General features: G+C 70.6%; 17 protein-coding genes. 4 read left to right on the top strand and 13 right to left on the bottom strand.

Annotated features, from left to right (window positions below; translation table 11 throughout):
* A partial coding sequence (locus M4J07_RS26150) for a helix-turn-helix domain-containing protein (RefSeq protein ID WP_374215082.1) occupies positions 1 to 509 on the bottom strand: 509 nt, incomplete at its 3' end.
* Between the two features lie 240 nt (positions 510 to 749).
* On the opposite strand from M4J07_RS26150, the gene M4J07_RS26145 reads away from it, so the two are divergent.
* Positions 750 to 1,376 (top strand): hypothetical protein, encoded by a 627-nt coding sequence (locus M4J07_RS26145; RefSeq protein ID WP_255975463.1) that lies wholly within the window; start codon positions 750 to 752, stop codon positions 1,374 to 1,376.
* Between the two features lie 70 nt (positions 1,377 to 1,446).
* Here the strand turns inward: M4J07_RS26145 and M4J07_RS26140 are convergent, their stop codons facing one another.
* The 8 genes from M4J07_RS26140 to M4J07_RS26105 form a co-directional block, all read right to left on the bottom strand.
* The gene (locus M4J07_RS26140; RefSeq protein WP_255975460.1) at positions 1,447 to 2,334 is read right to left on the bottom strand and encodes an alpha/beta fold hydrolase; all 888 of its coding nucleotides are present in this window, start codon (positions 2,332 to 2,334) and stop codon (positions 1,447 to 1,449) included.
* A gap of 45 nt (positions 2,335 to 2,379) precedes the next feature.
* Positions 2,380 to 3,729 carry a cytochrome P450 gene (locus M4J07_RS26135; RefSeq protein ID WP_255975459.1) on the bottom strand — a complete coding sequence of 450 codons (1,350 nt, stop codon included), beginning with the start codon at positions 3,727 to 3,729 and terminating at the stop codon, positions 2,380 to 2,382.
* Between the two features lie 43 nt (positions 3,730 to 3,772).
* On the bottom strand, positions 3,773 to 4,666 hold the full coding sequence (locus M4J07_RS26130) for a terpene synthase family protein (protein WP_255975458.1): 894 nt from the start codon (positions 4,664 to 4,666) through the stop codon (positions 3,773 to 3,775).
* Positions 4,666 to 5,724, bottom strand: coding sequence for a hypothetical protein (locus tag M4J07_RS26125; RefSeq protein ID WP_255975457.1), 1,059 nt, complete (start codon positions 5,722 to 5,724; stop codon positions 4,666 to 4,668). The genes M4J07_RS26130 and M4J07_RS26125 overlap by 1 nt, the downstream gene beginning before the upstream one ends.
* On the bottom strand, positions 5,721 to 7,022 hold the full coding sequence (locus tag M4J07_RS26120) for a wax ester/triacylglycerol synthase domain-containing protein (protein WP_255975456.1): 1,302 nt from the start codon (positions 7,020 to 7,022) through the stop codon (positions 5,721 to 5,723). The genes M4J07_RS26125 and M4J07_RS26120 overlap by 4 nt, the downstream gene beginning before the upstream one ends.
* Before the next feature lie 96 nt (positions 7,023 to 7,118).
* Positions 7,119 to 8,558 (bottom strand): cytochrome P450, encoded by a 1,440-nt coding sequence (locus tag M4J07_RS26115; protein ID WP_445276303.1) that lies wholly within the window; start codon positions 8,556 to 8,558, stop codon positions 7,119 to 7,121.
* Positions 8,555 to 8,797, bottom strand: a complete 243-nt coding sequence (locus M4J07_RS26110) for an acyl carrier protein (RefSeq protein ID WP_255975455.1) — start codon at positions 8,795 to 8,797, stop codon at positions 8,555 to 8,557. Before M4J07_RS26110 ends, M4J07_RS26115 begins: the two co-directional genes overlap by 4 nt.
* Before the next feature lie 14 nt (positions 8,798 to 8,811).
* A complete protein-coding gene (locus M4J07_RS26105; protein ID WP_255975454.1) occupies positions 8,812 to 9,771 on the bottom strand; it encodes a beta-ketoacyl-ACP synthase III in 960 nt (319 codons plus the stop codon).
* Between the two features lie 311 nt (positions 9,772 to 10,082).
* Between M4J07_RS26105 and M4J07_RS26100 the strand changes: the two genes are divergently transcribed.
* Positions 10,083 to 10,469 carry a nuclear transport factor 2 family protein gene (locus M4J07_RS26100; protein ID WP_255975453.1) on the top strand — a complete coding sequence of 129 codons (387 nt, stop codon included), beginning with the start codon at positions 10,083 to 10,085 and terminating at the stop codon, positions 10,467 to 10,469.
* A gap of 203 nt (positions 10,470 to 10,672) precedes the next feature.
* Positions 10,673 to 12,031, top strand: a complete 1,359-nt coding sequence (locus M4J07_RS26095) for a serine hydrolase domain-containing protein (protein ID WP_255975452.1) — start codon at positions 10,673 to 10,675, stop codon at positions 12,029 to 12,031.
* A 35-nt stretch (positions 12,032 to 12,066) separates the two neighbouring features.
* On the opposite strand, the gene M4J07_RS26090 is transcribed toward M4J07_RS26095, so the two are convergent.
* The 4 genes from M4J07_RS26090 to M4J07_RS26075 all read right to left on the bottom strand — a co-directional run bounded on the left by M4J07_RS26090 (position 12,067) and on the right by M4J07_RS26075 (position 15,268).
* On the bottom strand, positions 12,067 to 12,849 hold the full coding sequence (locus tag M4J07_RS26090) for a TIGR03084 family metal-binding protein (RefSeq protein WP_255975451.1): 783 nt from the start codon (positions 12,847 to 12,849) through the stop codon (positions 12,067 to 12,069).
* A 238-nt stretch (positions 12,850 to 13,087) separates the two neighbouring features.
* Positions 13,088 to 13,834: a L,D-transpeptidase family protein gene (locus M4J07_RS26085; protein ID WP_255975450.1), complete on the bottom strand. Its 747-nt coding sequence runs from the start codon at positions 13,832 to 13,834 to the stop codon at positions 13,088 to 13,090.
* A gap of 167 nt (positions 13,835 to 14,001) precedes the next feature.
* Positions 14,002 to 14,769, bottom strand: coding sequence for a hypothetical protein (locus M4J07_RS26080; RefSeq protein ID WP_255975449.1), 768 nt, complete (start codon positions 14,767 to 14,769; stop codon positions 14,002 to 14,004).
* Positions 14,762 to 15,268 (bottom strand): SigE family RNA polymerase sigma factor, encoded by a 507-nt coding sequence (locus M4J07_RS26075; protein WP_255975448.1) that lies wholly within the window; start codon positions 15,266 to 15,268, stop codon positions 14,762 to 14,764. The genes M4J07_RS26080 and M4J07_RS26075 overlap by 8 nt, the downstream gene beginning before the upstream one ends.
* Positions 15,269 to 15,541: 273 nt before the next feature.
* On the opposite strand from M4J07_RS26075, the gene M4J07_RS26070 reads away from it, so the two are divergent.
* On the top strand, positions 15,542 to 16,309 hold the full coding sequence (locus M4J07_RS26070) for a polysaccharide deacetylase family protein (RefSeq protein ID WP_255975447.1): 768 nt from the start codon (positions 15,542 to 15,544) through the stop codon (positions 16,307 to 16,309).
* Positions 16,310 to 16,320: the final 11 nt, after the last annotated feature.

Genomic DNA, 16,320 nt, shown 5'->3' with positions numbered 1-16,320 from the left:
CCGCCGCCGTTCTCGTACGGCGGGGGCGAGGGCGCGGCGGGCAGCGCAGGGTTCGTTTCGACGACCGGGCTGCCGGGGCCGGTGGCCTTCGGTGCGGTGTCCGGGATGGCGGTCGGGGCGTCGCCAGTCTTCGGCGCCGCGTCCGGTTCGGCGCCCCCGACCGCTGGCTCCGCCGCGTCGGGCGCGCTCGGTGCCGCCCCCGCCGTACGAGAACGGCGGCGGGCCGCCACGGCCAGGAGCCAACGGCGGTGCAGTTCCAGGCGTTGTTCCGAGGTGGCCCCGCACAGGGCGGCGAAGCGTTCCACGGGGGCGAAGTCGAGGGGTACCGCGTCGCCCGCGCAGTAGCGGTGCAGCGTCGAGGTGTTCATGCCCAGGCGCCGGGCCAGCGAGCCGTAGCTGCGGTCCGTGCGCTCCTTCAACTCCCGCAGCAGCGCCGCGAGCTCCGCCACCGCGTCGATGCCGTCGCCACGGCCCTCGCCGTCGCCGTCGCTGTCGTGCTGTGCCGACACCGGTCCCCCGCCCTCGTACGACCCAACCGGCCCGGGACGGTATCCCAGGCACTCATATACCTGCACGTCAGACGGGCTGGGATGGTTCCACCCCGGCTGATCGGGCGTGGGTTGTTGCGCCCGGCCCCTGTGACCGCTGATGCTCTTGGTGCCGCACCGAGCGGGCCGGGCCGACCAGCCGGCCTCGCCGCGGCATCCACGTCCACGTACTGATCCCCTGGGGGAACACCCATGTCCAACATGCCCACCCTGCGCATCCGGACGAGCGCTTGCGCCGCACTCGCCGTCGCCGCCCTCGCCGCGGGCACGGTTCTCACGGCGCCGGCCGCCGGCGCGGCGCCGAAGGCCGCCACGCCCACGTTCCTGTCGGCGTCGCAGCTCCCGCCGCACCCGACGTCGTCCTGGACCGCCGGACCGGTCACCGAAGGGTTCCCGGAGGCGCTCGGGACCTGTGTGAGCACGGAGGGCGTGCTCGACTACGACTACCGGCACCGGGAGTTCCGGACCGACCTGGACACCGGCGCCGTGCAGTTGACCGTCGTGACGGACACGGCCGCCCACGCCAAGGCCCTGGCCAAGCACTACGACGACCTGATCCGCACCTGCGCCGACCGCATCGAGCAGTCCTCGCCCGACGTCGAGGCCGAGGGCCGGGACTACGGCAAGCTGGCGGTCGAGGAGGGCGCCCGCGTCCGCGGCCTGCACACCGAGACGTCCTGGGGCGCCACCGACATCGCTCTGCTGTCGGTCGGTCGGGACAACAGGACCGTCACCGTCGTGAAGTGGGGACAGATGGGCGACTTCGACGACGCGCCCGTGGCCGCCTTCAAGAAGACCACGATCACGGCCGTCAACAAGCTGTACTGAGCGGGCGGTCACCGCAATGGGGCTGGGCCGTCCTCCCGCCACGGGGGTCGGGAGGACGGGCCGTACCGCCTCAGCAGCTGCCGACGAACTCCAGCAGGTCGGCGTTGAGCTGCTCCTTGTGCGTGATGAACAGGCCGTGGCTGGCGGTGGGGTACTCCTTGAACGTCGCGCCGGGTATCAGGTCGGCCGTGCGGCGGCCGGTCAACGCGACGGGCGCCGAGGAGTCCACCGTGCCGTGGACGACCAGAGCGGGCACCGAGATCTTGCGCAGGTCCTCGCGATGGTCCTGGTGGAAAAGCGACTCGAACAGGGCGGCACCCGCCCACGGTGAGGTGGCCAGGCACTGGGCGACGGTGTGGTCGATCGTCGCGGCCGACACGTCGTTGAGGTGGGTAGCGAACCACACCTGTGCCTGCCGGGCGAACCACTGGGCCCGGTCGGTGCGGAACGCCCGGAGCGTCGCGTGCAGAGCCGCCTCCGGAACGCCGTCGGGATTGTCGGCCGTCGCCTTGAGGAACGGCAGGACGGTCGAGACGAAGACGGCGCCGGCGACGCGGTGTTCGCCGTGCCGGGCGAGGTAGCGGGAGATCTCCGCACCGCCGGCGGAATGCCCCACGAGGACGGCGTCCCGCACGTCGAGGTGGTCCAGGAGAGCGGCGAGGTCATCGGCGCCGGTGTCCAGGTCGTACCCGCCCGACGGCCGGTCGGAGCGGCCGTGGCCGCGGCGGTCCACCGTGATGCAGCGGTACCCGTGCTCGACGAGGACGGGCAGCTGGTACTCCCACATCTCCCCGCTCAGGGTCCAGCTGGCAGCGAACACGATCGGTCGGCCCTGACCGTAGTCCTCGTACGCCAGGCGGGTTCCGTCACCGGTCTCGAAGAACATCTCCACTCCCTTGGCTCGGTGCGCCGATCGTAGGATCCGGCCGGGCGCGTCCTCCATTACGTGCGAGGTCATGCGCGACGGCTTCCTTGGTCGCGGACGCTGACGTGGAGGCGCTTCCTAGGCAGGGCTTCGCGGCTGCACCCGCATGCGGAGGCCCTTGAGGGAGAGCGTCAGGCCACAGGCCGGGCGGACCGTCGTGCCGGGCACGGGCTCGAACCGCCATGTCGCGGTGAGGGTTGCGAGAGCCAGGGTTGCTTCGGTGAGGGCGAAGGTGTCGCCGATGCACTTGCGGGCGCCCGCGCTGAAGGGGAGGGAGGCGTTGCGCGGGCTGAGGGTGCCGGTGCCCGTGGGTGCCCAGCGGTTCGGGTCGAAACTGTCCGGTTCGGGGTGGTGTTCGGGCAGGTGGTGGACCAGGTACGGGCTGACGATGACGGTGCTTCCGCGGGGGATCACGTGCCCGGCAAGGCTCGCGTCACGGCTCGTGGTGCGGGTGAGGAGCCAGCCCGACGGGCGGAGCCGGAGGGTTTCGGTCAGGATGCGGCTGGTGTGTTCCAGGGCGGGCAGGTGCTCGTAGGCTGCCGGTCGGCCGGCCAGGACGGTGTCGACTTCTGTGTGCAGTTCGTAGGCGGTCTTGGGGTGTTGTGCGATCAGGTGCAGGGCCCAGGCGAGGAGACCTGCGGTGGTGTCGGCGCCTGCGGCGAAGATGGTGATGATCTGGTCGCTGATCTCCTCGTCCGTGAGGCGGTCGGCGGTGCCGTCGGCCGTGGTGCCGCGCACGTCCAGGAGCATCGAGAGGATGTCCGCCTGCGGGGACGGGACGGTCCGGCGGTGCTGGATGGCCTGATCGAGGGTTCGGCGCAGGCGGGTGCGGGCGCGGTCGTAGCGGCGGTTGGCCGGGGTGGGGACGCGGTTGAGTACGGCGGGGACCACGCTGCGGCGGTAGATGCCTTCGAAGATGGTGAAGAGGTCTGCTACCAGGTGGCCCATGGCCTCGGCGGGCAGCGCGTCGGTGAAGATCGCCTCGGCTGTGATGCGGGTCGTGAGCGCGGTGAGTTCGGGCACCACGTCGATGACCTGGCCGCTGTGGAGGCCGTCGGCGAAGGCCGTGATGCGGGCGGTCATCATCTCGGCGTAGCCGGGCATGCGGCTGACGTGGAAGGCGGGTTGCACCAGGCGGCGCTGGCGTCGGTGCCTGCTGTGGGGGCAGGTGCCCAGTCCGTCGCCGACGGACTCACGGGCGCGGTCGAACAGGAGGCCGCCCTTGTCGAAGGTCCGGTCGTCGACGAGGACTTCGCGGGTCAGGTCGGCGGTGCACACCACATAGGCGCGCTGGGGCCCGACCTGGATCTGTACGACGTCGTCGAGCGCGGGCAGGCGGTTCAGGAAGGTGAGTGGGTCGCGCAGCAGGGGCAGGGCGTGGCCGAGGAGGGGCAGAGCTCCCGGGGCCTGTGCGGTGGTTCTGGTCATCGTGGTCTTCCAGTCGTGACGGGCAGGGGGTGAGCTGCGCCCGTCAGCACGGCACAGGGGCGGTCAAGCGGTCGAGCATGCGCTGAGCGCCGGGGAATCGCGTGGCGGCGAGGTCGCGGTAGGCGCGCAGGTCTCCGCCGACGATCGCTCGCAGGACCGTCACGAGCGGGCCCGTGGGCGCGTGGGCCAGGGTGTCCGCCAGCTTCCGGTAGCGGATCACTGCCTCGTCGACGGCCTCGTCCGGCGTGCAGCCGGAACGGGCGGCGCGGTACAGGACGTAGTTGGAGGTGGTGTAGGCGCCTTCGGCGTGCGGGTGTCGTTCCTTGTCCAGGGACACCAGATCGTTGCCGAGGTAGATCGCTTCCACGGCCGCGTCGACGAGATCCTGGCCGTCGGTCATCGACAGGTCGCGCAGGCCGCGCCAGCAGTCGATGTAGACGGCGGCGGCGACGGTCGTCATGCGCAGGGCGTGGAACGAGCCCGGTGACATGGTCGCCGCGTCGTGCTCCCCCTCGGTCGCGGTGGCCGCGCAGAGGCCGGCGATTCCCTGGGCGATGGGGAGCACCGGCACCCCTTGCCGGGACAGGTCGTCGAGCAAGGCGGCGTGGAGTGCCCCGAGTTCGCCGGCGGCCACAAGGGGTTGCCCCTCGTCGAGGTGGCGGTGCAGGGCTTCCAGTTCGTGCGCTGGACCGTCGTCGACGCCGAAGTAGAAGATCATGAACTTGCCGACGGCGAGGAGCTCCTCCGCGCGCGCGTCGTCGGGCGCGCAGCGGGAGGCGAAGGTGGCCGCGTAGAAGGACTGCTGGGCGTGCCGCCCTCCCGGACCTGCGGTGCAGCGGCAGTGCCGCAGGGTCCAGTCGAGGAGATGGCCGGCGAGCGCCCGGCGCGCGGGGTCGGGAAGGTGTTCCAGGTACGGGGCGAGGGCTTGGTCGTTCATCAGCGCGGGATGTCCTCGTTGGCGCAGGGCTGCAGGGCACGCAGCGCGAAAACCGTGGTGAGGTGGGCGGAACCGAAGTACACGGGGACGCGGCCCATGCGGAAGTAGGGGCGGGCCGGCCAGGCTCCGTCAGCACGTTGCAGGGCTGCGAGGCGTTCGCGGCGTTCGTGCTGTCCTTCGGGGAGCCCCAGATTGGCCGCGGCGATGGTCAGCAGTGCCAGGTCGAGCGGGTCGTCCGGCGACCCGAGTTCGCGGCACGCCTGACGCAGCCGCCGGACAAGCCTCGCGGAGGCCGCGGGTGCCGCGGTGCAGGCGCGGGAGGCAGCGTGGAGGAAGGCTGCTGGGGAGGGGTAGTAACGCGTCCCTTTCTCGTGGCGACCGGAGCGGAGGTGGTCCTCCACGTGGCCTCGGGTGGCTGCCGCGAGGTCCTCGCCCCGTGGAGTCCTGTGAAGGCCGGTCAGATACACGGTGTGGAGGACGTTCGCACTGACCACGGCGTCCTGTTTGCGGCCGCGGGCCGCGGCGTGGGGCTCGGCTCCGTCGTCCCAGTAGACCATCACGGCTCCTGGGTGGAGGTGGGGTTCGGTGGCAGGTGCGGCCGCGCTGAGGAGTTCGCGGGCCTGGTCGCACGCTGCCGGTCCGTCGAGCGCGTGGTGGCGGTGGAGAGCGGACAGGGCGACCGCGGTGCAGTCGGTGTCGGCGGCGAACTCCGGCACCGCGGGAAAGAACCGGTAGCGGCTGCGCCACCGGCATCTTCGGACCTGCTGGAGCATGGCGTCCTTGAGGCAAGCGGCCCGGCCGGGAAGGGGTAAGGGGAGGTGGGCCAGCGCGACCATGGCGCTGAAGGCCTCGTCGTCGAGGTCCAGGCCGATGTCCAGGCCGGTGCCGACGCGGATCCGGGCGCGGGCCTCCTGCCCTCCGAAGGGGCGGGTGAATTCGGTGTCCTCGGCGAAGGCGGCACCGGGGATCCCGGTGCCGTTCGCCTCCCGGCACAGGTAGTCCCATGCCGCCTGCACCGCCGCCTCCTGCGGCGCGCGGGCGCGATATGCCGTGGTCATCCCCGCGTCCGCTCTCCGTGTGCCGCCGCCTCGTAGGGCACGGATTCGCAAGCTTGCTCGAGGTCGTCGACGGCGCGGGTCCACAGGGCGGTGAGGGTGTCGTGGCCGGCCAGCGTGTCGTACGTGTGGAAGGCGACGCACATCCGGTCGCGATAGCTGGACCACGCCGCGAACAGGGGCTGCCGCGGCGGCCAGACCATCAGCGGGTAGACGCCCTCGGCGGTGACCCCGTTGAAGGTGAGCGGCACCGGGAAGGGCACGTCGGACACGCACAGCGGCACGTGCCGGGGGTTGAGGGTCAAGTGCACGCCCAATTGCGCGCACCAGTAGGGCAGCCGTTGGTACAGCAGCGCCTGCCGGTGGCGTACCTGCCTCAGGCGCGCGGGCGTGAGCTGGCCGCGCAGCTTCTCCAGCCGGTCCAGCGGAGTCGCATCACCGCAGGGGAGGTCGAGGTAGGTGACGCCTGCCCAGTTCCCGAGGAGGGGTGCGCCCGGGTGGCGAAGGCTGACACCCATGCCCGTCCGCAGGCTCCGGTCAGGTCCTGTCCAGTCCTCCGGGTGCCAGTCGCGCAGTACGGAGGCGAGCGCGGCAAGGCAGATCTGGTTGAGGGACGCGCCGGTGGAGCGGCTGATGGCCCGCAGCCGGTCGAGTCCGGTGTCGACGGTGTGGGCGACGCGTCGCCCGTCCAAGGGGCCGTCCAACGGCGACCACCGGCCCACCGGGCGCAGCAACGGCAGCATGTCGGCGCCGAGGCCGAGGTCGGAGCCGGACCGGGCGGGCGGCGGCGTGAGGCACTGCCGCACCATGGTGGTGGGCGGACCGAAGAGGGCGCGCAGGGCCCGCATTCCGGCCAGCCCGTCCTGGAAGGCGTGATGGGAGCGGTAGCCCAGTCCCCATCCGTCGGGGGTACTGAGCAACCACAGTCCCCACAAAGGCCGTTCGGGATCGAGCTGCGGGGTGTGCATCGCCGTGACCATCGCGTCGGTCGCCGTGACCGCCGTCGCGTCCACGTCGATCCGGTGCAGGTGCCGGCCGAGGTCGAAGGCCCGGTCCGGCTCCCAGGCGGGGTGCCGGGTCGCACCTGCCGCTCGATAGGTCAGTTCAGGGACCAGGGGCAACCGCTCGGCCACGTGCGCGGCAAGCTCCTCCAGGGACGGCGCCGGTCCGGGAAAGGTCAGCACCGCGCCGATGTGCATGGTGTTGCCGCCGACCCGGCGGGCCATGCTGAGGACGGTGCGGTCGATCGTGGTCTGCGGGATGCTCGGGCGGATGCCCGTCACTGCCGGGGGGCTGGTCACGGCGGTACTCCGGGGAGTCTTGGCGAGGGGTTCGCGGGGCGGTGGTGGACGGAGACGCGGTGGTGAACGGAAACGCGGTGGCTGTGGACCTGGCGGTCACGGCCTAGGGGTGGGCAGCCTGGCGTCCACGAGCACCGGCAGGGAGCCGGGGGCCAGGACACTGCGCGGCGCGGCCTTGGACGACCGTGTGGGAAGGGGGCGCAGGTGCCAGCGGGACACCAGGGAAGCCAGCGCCAGCGTGGCCTCCGCCAGGCCGAAGGCCTCACCGATGCACTTGTTCGCTCCCAGGCCGAAGGGCAGGTACGCCTCTCGGTGCGGATGCCCGTTCTGCCAGCGGTCGGGATCGAACGCGGCCGCGTCCGGGAAGAAGTCGTCGCGCCGGTGAATGACGTACGGGCTGCAGATCACCATGCTGCCCAAGGCGAGCTGCTCCCCGGCCAGTTCCACCGGTTCGACGGTGGTGCGCGTGATGGCCCAGGCCGGCGGATACAGGCGCAGCACCTCCTGGACCACACGGTGTGTGAAGGTCAGATCCGGCAGGTCGTCCCAGGTGGCGATGGAACCACCCAGCACCGTGTCGGCCTCGGTCTGCAGCCGGTCGAGAACGTCGGAGTGGGACCCGAGCAGCTGCACACACCAGGCCAATGCCGAGGACGTGGTCTCCGCCCCGGCGAGCACCAGGAGAGCGACCTGGTCGCACAGTTCGTGGTCGGAGAGCGGCCGGCCACTGTCGTCGCGTGCCGCCAGGAGCAGGGACAGGACGTCGTCCTGGTCGACTCCGGCCGCCCGGTACTCGGCGATGATTCCGGAGACCAGTGCGCGCCAGCGCACCAGGGCACGTCGGTAGCGGCGTCGACCGGGTGAGGGCACGGCATCCACGGCGGGCATCAACACCCGCGTGTACACGCCGCGCAGGAAGACGTCGAGGCAGTCGCGCAGTTCTTCGGCGACGGGTGCGGGGAAGTCGGAGGAGAACAGTGTCCGTACCGCGACCGCGGTGGTCAGCCGGAACATCTCGTCGACCGCGTCGACGACTTGTCCGCTGCGCCACCGGTCCGTGAGCGTCTCCACTTCGACGCTCATCACCTGGGCGTACCGTTCGAGGCGCTTGTGGTGGAAGGCGGGCTGGAGCACCCGGCGCTGCCCTCGGTGGTCGGCGCGCGGACACGAGGCGAGGCCGTTGCCGAGAGCGGCCCTGACCTTTTCGTAGAGCGGCCCCTCGCGGTCGAAGACCCGTGAGTCGGTGAGGACCCGCCGCACCAGTTCGGGGTGGCACAGCACGTACGCGTCGCGTAAGCCGATCCGTACCCGCACGATGTCCCCGTGGGCGGGCAGTGAGTCCATGAACGCCAACGGGCGGCGCAACAGATCCGGCAGGTGACCGACGACCGGCCATGCCCCGGGAGCCTGGCCGGCCCGCAGCGCCCCGGCTCCCGGGAGAGTGTCCGGCGCAACTGCCGTGTCCCGGGCGGGGATCGGTGCCCCGGACGTCGCGGGCACCGCGCGGACCCGATCGGGATTTCCCCTGATTCTCATGTCGGCTGCCCCGCCGACGCCCGGCGCTCACCGAGCACGCCCACGATCGTCTCGATGCGGTCGAGGCCGCGCAGTTCGTCATCGCTCATGTCGACGCCGAAGTCGGTCAGCAGGCGCTCCGACAGTTCGACCAACACAAGGGAGTCCAGGCCCAGTTCGCTCAGTCTGTCCTGCGGTGAGACCGCTTCGGGGGCGAGCTCGCAGGTCTGCGCGAGCAGCGTGATGAAGTCGTTCGTCATGTTTCCGGGTCTCCTCAGAGTTCGGGCCAGGTGAATGTGGTGGACGCCCAGGTGAGGCCGGCTCCGAAGGACGTGAGGATCAGCCGGTCACCCGCCTGGAACTGCCGGCGCTCCGCGGTGTGCGCCAGGAGCAGGGGGACGGAGGCGGCGACGGTGTTGCCGACCTCCGCGATGTTGGAAGGGAACTTCTCGCGCGGCATGTCCAGCCGCTGGGCGAGCGCGGTGAGGATGCGGGCGTTGGCCTGGTGAGCGACGACCGCGGTCACCGAATCGGTGTCCCAGCCGGCGAGTTCACACGCGGTGCGGCAGGAGGCGCTCATGCGGCGCACCGCGTGCCGATACAGTTCGCGGCCCTCCATCCGCATGTAGATGGCCTGTTGCGACAGTGGCACCCCGTACGAGGTCCGCCGCGACCCGGCGGGGACGTGGAGGTACTCCTGGCCGGTGCCGTCGCTGCCGAGGTCGAACGCCCCGAGCGATCCGGGGTCCCCCGGGCGACCTGCCTCGAGGACCACGGCACCCGCGCCGTCACCGAAGATCGGAGCGGTGTCCGGATCAGCCGGGTCGGTGAAGCCGCTGGCGGTGTCCGCGCCGATGACGAGCACGCGGTTCGCCATGCCGCTGCACAGCCAACCGTTCGCGACAGCAAGCGCGTAGACGAAGCCGCTGCAGGCTGCATTGACGTCCAGGGCAGCCACCGTGCCGATGCCCAGGCGCTCGGCCACCCACGGAGCTGTCGCCGGTACGAGGTGATCGGTACTGGTCGTCGCCAGGATCAGTGCCTGCACCGCCCCGGGCGATCCGCTCAGCGCCCGACGGCCGGCCTCGACGGCCAAGTCCCCTGTCGAGCAGCCCCCGGAGACATGCCGGCGTTCACGGATGCCCGTGCGCTGCTCAATCCATTCCGGCGAGACACCGAGCTTCTCGGCGAGGTCGCCGTTGGTCACCACCGACTCCGGCAGACAAGCGCCCATGGCGCGGACCACTCCTGCCGGAGCACGCCCTTGTTCCGACGTCACTTCACTGCCTCTCCGCCGTGCGGTCGGCCGTTTGCCGACGCCAAGCACCGGAGAGGAGAACGATCATGAACGGAGGTGGTTATGCAGAAATATCCGGTTTCACCCGCGAATTGGATGCACAGGCCGGCGATCCGCAGGCACCCCCGGTCTGATCACCACGGGCTCGATCCGGCTCGATCGGGCTCGATCCGGCATCGGATCGGGAGCCGAGCCGTTCGCAGGAACTCGGTTGCGAGGGGCGTGGCCACCCGCGCGAAGATGCCTGGATGAGCCAGGAGACGGATGAGATCCGCGAAGTGATCGCAGGCGAGCTGCGGCTGATGGACCCCAGTGTGCGCATGTCCCGTTCGCTCGCCCGGGAGCTACTCGACCCGGAGTTCGTCGAGGTGGGCGCATCGGGGCGGCGGTGGACGTACGACGAGATGCTGGCCGCGTTGCCCGAGCTGGACGGTGCGGCGGAGAGCGGTCCGCGCTACGAGCCTTCAGGCTTCGTGGGTGTGGTGCTGGCGCCCGGACTGGTGCATCTCACCTTCGAGACCACGATGGACGGGGCACGGGCACGACGGAGTTCGCTCTGGCGCAAGCAGGGTGCGGACGCGACGTGGCGGATGTATTACCACCAGGCCACCCCCATCCCGCCCGACAGCATGTAGGGGCACTGGTCGCCGACAACCCGGCAGACGCCCGTGCCCCCATATCCCGTAGATCCCGTGGATCCCGTGGATCCCGTGCACGGAACCCACACCAACCACCGCCTTGTATGCGTGCTCATGACAGCTTTACGCTCGGCCGCCCCGCGGCTGAGCGGGGTTGCTGCCAGTTGCTGCCTGCAGACATGAGTGAGGAAGCGGTTCGGATGCGACGACTGCTGGGACGAATCGCCCTGACGTGCGCGATGCTGGCCGGCGCCGCCGTGGTGCCCGCCGGCTCGGCCTCCGCCACCACCGCGCCGAAGGTGTGCGCTACCCCGTCGGGCTCTGACTCGTCGGGCTCCTTCGCCACCGCCGACCCGGCGCAGGAGAACCTCGACGCCGCGCAGTTGAAGGCCGCCGTGACCATGCTGAGCCTGCGGCTGCGCCTGTCCGTTCAGGTCTTCCGCAACAACTGCCTCGTAGCGACCGGGCCGCTCGACGCCGCCGGCGGGTCGCTGCACAACAACCTCTGGAGCGTCACGAAGTCGGTCGTCTCGATGCTGACGGGCATCGCCGTCGACCAGGGGAAACTGCACCTCGACGATCCCATCGACCGCTACCTTCCCCACGGCCCCGGATGGGGTGACGCCGCGCACCGTGCGATCACCGTGCGCCAGCTCCTGACGCAGACCAGCGGCCTGCGGCAATCCATCCTGTCCGAAGCCGCGACGACGGGAACGGATCCCCATCTCGCGCAGGAGGCGCTCTCCCAGCCGTTCGTGCACGAGCCGGGAACCACGTTCCAGTACAGCCAACTCGGCCCCGCCCTCCTGGCCTACGTCGTGCAGCGCGCCGTCGGCCAGGACCTCGTGGCCTTCGCGCAGCAGCGCCTGTTCGGACCGATCGGCATCAAGCCCGGAAGCTACTTCTGGCTGCGCGACCGCTCAGGAAACGCCTACGGCTACGCCCACCTGTTCCTCACGCCCCGCCAACTCGCCCGGCTCGCCCTGCTGATGAGCAACAACGGGCGCTGGAACGGTTCGCGGATCGTATCGGCCTCGTACGTCGCCGCGGTCAGCGAACCGTCCCCCACCAACGGCTGTTACGGCCTGCTGTTCTGGACCAACCGCGGCAAGCCGTGCACCGGAGCGGACATCCCCGCCGCCCAGACACTGCAACGCCATGCCGTTCCCTCGGCGCCGGCCGACACCTACGAGATGAACGGCACCGGCGGCCAGCTCGCGATCATGATCCCCAGCCTGCACATGACGGTGGTGACCACCGGATACTTCGGCAGCCTGTCCCTGGACCCACCGGTTCTGCTCGGATCGGCGCCCGACGAGATGCAATGGACGTTCTTCCGGGCCTTGATGGCCGCCGTCGAGGACACACACGTCCCCGACCCTGGCCCCTACCCCGGCGACCCCATCGATCTGGACGTGAATCCCATGAACTACCTGGATCCCGGTGTCCTGCTCAGTGACGCGATCACCAATCCGTACTGCAACCTCGTGTTCTGCAACGGGACCGTCCCTACGAAGGGGCTGCTCCAGAACCTGCAATCCCTTCCCGGACTGCTGTAGTTGCTGGTTACTGAGCTACTTCCGCTTCCGGATTCTCAGAGGAAGACGCGCGCCAACTCCATCCACTTCTGCGCGTCGTCGCCGGTCGCCGTCATATCGGTGTCGAGCCAGGGGCGACGCCGGGTGACGCACAGGCAGAAGTCCATGGCGCTGCCCTGTACTCGTTGGGCGGCCGTCTCGGGGCCCCATGCCCAGGTCTGTCCGTCAGGTGCTGTCAGCTCGACGCGGAAGGGGGCTGTCGGCTCAGGCAGTCCGACGGCGGCGAAGGACAGCGCCCGTCCCAGCACTCCCAGCAGAGCCACGTGCCGCAGCCGATCGGTGGGCGGGTGCGCCACGCCCACCGCGTCGAAGACGTCCTGCCCGTGTGCCCAGGTTTCCATCAGACGAAGGGGCACCATCAGGGCCGGGGTCACCTTCGACATGTACCAGGGGAACGCGTGGTCCCAGGGCGTGTCGCGCAGCGTCGCCGCGAGTTCCGCCCGACCGGTCCGCCACTCCTCCAGGAGCACTGATCGAGGTTTGGCGGCGCCCGCGGCTGCGGCCTTGTCAGCGTGTCCGCTGCCTTCGGCTTCCGCCCGCTCAAGCTCGGCGGTGAACGCGTCCGGAGTGCGTAAGGCGCTGAGTGCGTTGGCGTCCGACCACGCGAGGTGGGCCATCTGGTGGGCGATCGTCCAGCCCGTCGCCGGTGTGGGCATGGACCAGTCGTCGACTGCCGTGACCAGGACGTCGAGTTCATCGCCCTCAGCCACCAACGCGGCCAGGACACCGGCGTCATCCACGTCGGGGACGGCGAGGTTGTAGTTCAACATGTACGCCATGATGCGCTCTTCGGTGAAGTAGATCGTTGAAGGCTGCCGGCCGCAGTGGGACGCATGTTGAAGTCGACCTGATTGCGGAGAAACTCGGAGAAGTCGGGATTGAAGTTCTGAGCTGTGGGCCTGCTTGATGGGCCGGGAACCGACTGGTTCGGTGTCTCTGGCGTATCCGAAGCGCTGGGCGCGCAACGGGCTCCTTCTCGGAGTCGGAGACTCCGATGGCCGAAGGGCGGGTCGAGGCTCAGCGTTCGAGGGTCGTCTTGTCCCCCATCACGACCACCGGTCGGCTCTCCTTGTCGAGCCAGCGCAGCAGTTCGCGCATCCGGGGCTTGGGGAGAGTGACGCAGCCCTGGGTGGGGCCGCCGTGGTCCACGTGGAACCAGATGCCGCCGCCGCGGTTCATACCGAGCGGGCGGGTCCAGTCCAGTGGGGTGGTGCCGGGCTTGCGGTTGTAGTTGATGGCGACGACGTAGTCGAAGGCGTCGCCCAGCGGCTCGCCCTCGGCGTTGGTGCCGCGCGCGACGAAGGCCGGGCCCGTGTCGTACGGGAGCTCCGTTCCGGGGTTCGGTTCGTGGCCGCCCGCGTCCGTGAGGCCGAAGACGCCGGAGGGGGTGCGCAGGTCGCCCTGGACGTGGTGGGCGGTCCAGCCCTTGAGGGCATTGCGGGTGGGCCAGGGGGTGCCGAGCCGTCGCCAGCCGGTGGTTGCGTCGCGGACGTAGCGCTGCGCCGTGCCGGTGGTGGCATTGGCGCCGTCTCCCGTGACGACGATGGCCTGGCGGGCCGCGGCAGGTATACGGGAAAGGGTTCTGGGGCCCAGGCCCGGTATGTCCTTTGGGGCCGCCGCTTGTTCGGCCCGTACAGGACTGGGGGCGGGGGCGTGCTGGGCCGGGTCGCGAGGGATGGCGCGCGCCGTGGTGGTGCTGTCCGAGCAGCCGGTCAGGAGCAGGCCGGCGGCCAGGAACACCGCCAGGTGGAGGCGGGACGGCATGGGTGTGTGCCTTCCGTGAGTCGTGAGTGCGGTGCTGTCGGTCGAGGGGCGCGTGGAGCGCGCGTGCAGGGCGGGTCGTACGTGTGGTGCGTGTCGTACGTGTGACGCGTTCTGTTCGTTCTGTGCGTGCTGCGGCTGCGGTTCGTGCCCGGGTACTCAGGGGCCCGTCAGCCGTTTGTCTCGCTCGGCGTGATGCGGGCCGTGGCGAGGGCTTGGCGCAGGGCGGTCTCCAGTGGGGCCGTTGCCGTGGCGGGGCCGTACGTGCAGAGGGTGACCACGGCCGTCGCCGGGTGGGAGTTCGTCGCCCCGCCTACTGCGAACAGGCCGTAGAGCTCCCGTTTGGCGCCGAGCGAGCGGCAGTAGGGGCCGAGCATCCTGGTGTCGAACCCGGCGGGCGTGCGGATCTTCTTGTGGAGCGCGACACTGCGGTCGAGGGACACGGCCGCCAGTACGCTGCCGCCGTCGGTCAGCCGGTTCGGCGGGCAGGGGCCGTTCACGTCCGCCGGGCAGGTCGCGAACGGCTGCGGCAGGTCTCGCGAGGTCAGGTACGCCACCGGGCCCGCCTTGCCCCACATGCGGTCCTTGCGTGTGGCGGTCCCGTGCCAGCCGGGCGGCAGGCGCAGGGACAGGCCGTCCAGTTCGGCGTAGCGGAAGACGGTGCCCGTGGGCGCGGCCGCGGGCGGTACGAACGACGGCTCGGCGGGCGGGTCGCCGGGCAGCAGGAGGCCGGCGGCGGCGATGCCCACGAGCGCCGTGGTTCCCGCCGCGGCGGCCGCACGGCGACGGCGACGACGGCGGATACGTTCGCGTACGCCCCGCATCCGGTCCTCCGATGCGGGCAGCCGCGGCACCTCGCGCTCCAGGAACTCCCGCAGCGCGCGCTCTTGGTCGGCTTGGTCGTGGTTGCCGGTGTGGTCGCCGGCGGCGTCACTCATCGGACGTCCTCACCGGCTCCGGCACCACCGCCCGCAGCGCGCGCAGCGCCTTGGACGCCTGGCTCTTGACCGTGCCCGGCGCGCAGCCGAGCACCTTGGCCGTCTCCTCGACACTGAGGTCCTCGAAGTAGCGCAGTACAACCACCGACCGCTGCCGCACCGGCAACGCGCGCACGGCGGCCGCGAGGGCCTCCTCCTGTTCCACGCCCTCGTACGCATCGAACAAGGCGGCTCGGTCCGGGAGTTCGCCGTGCGGGACCTCGCCCCGCCAGCGCCGCCGCCACCAGGAGGCATGCGTGTGGACGAGGGCCTTGCGGATGTACGCCTCCGGCTCCCCGTCGGCGATCTTGTGCCACTTGGGCCACACGCGCGCGAGCACTGTCTGCAGCAGGTCCTCGGCGAGGTGGGCGTCTCCCGTCAGCAGCCAGGCGACCCGCAGCAGCCTGGGGCCGCGAGCGTCGACGAACGCCTCGAAGTCGTCCGTGCGCCTCCCGCCCATTCCTCAACCGCCGTTCTCTTCCGCCGCTCATACTTGGCCAACTGGCTGGTCGATGCATCAGGTTGCCTCGTGGGAGCAACTTTCTGCGAGCCCGTCGGCCGAACCGTTGGTGGTCCGGATCTCTGGCTGCCGGTGGCGCCGCGGATTGTCCGCGATCTTTCCCGGGATTGTCCGTGATCAGTAACGGACGGATCTTCTGAGCCGGGACTCTCGTCCTGACGGGTGGTCGCACGGTGACCAGGGTCGACGAGGACTGCGCAAAAGGGGACGGACATGGCACGGCACGGCGAGCAGCGGGGCTGGTACGGCAAGTTGGTCGGGGCGGCGCTCGGAGTGACACTGCTGGCCACGGGTGCCTCGGTGTGGACTGCGCAGGCCGGTGCCGCGAACGTGTCGTCGCCCAGGGAGAAGGCCCCTGTCTCCAGCGGCGTGAAGCGGGTCGCGGCGAGCATCGCGCACGCTTCCGAGGCGGGTGAACGCGGCGTCAACATCACGATCGACGACGGCCCCGACCCCATATGGACGCCCCAAGTCCTGGACGTGCTGCGGGAGTACGGGGTGAAGGCCACGTTCTGCATGGTGGGCACGCAGGCTCAGGCCCACCCCGATCTCGTGAAGAAGGTCGTCGCGGCCGGGCACCGGCTGTGCGACCACACCGTGTCGCACGACACCACCATGGACAAGAAGCCCGAGTCCTACCAGTCGCGGCAGATCGTCGACGCCGAACGCATGATCACCGAGGCGTCCGGGGGCGTACGGCCGATGTACTACCGGGCACCCGGCGGAGCCTTCACCCCCTACAGCCGCGACCTCGCCGCCTCCCGGGGCATGCGGCCGCTCGGCTGGAACGTGGACACCAAGGACTTCGAGCAGCCGGGCACCGACGCGATCGTCGCCACCGTCCAGGAAGAACTGCCCAACGGGCCGACGCTCCTCTTCCACGACGCGGGCGGCGACCGCACCCAGACCGTCGAGGCCCTGCGCCGACTGCTCCCCCAGCTCAAGCAGCAGGGCTACTCCTTCGGCTTCCCGGTGCGGTGAACCACTGCGTC

This window comes from Streptomyces longispororuber, from assembly GCF_024448165.1.
Taxonomy (GTDB): domain Bacteria; phylum Actinomycetota; class Actinomycetes; order Streptomycetales; family Streptomycetaceae; genus Streptomyces; species Streptomyces longispororuber_A.
Note: the sequence above shows the minus strand (reverse complement) of the source record. Positions and strands in the feature narration are given on the sequence as shown.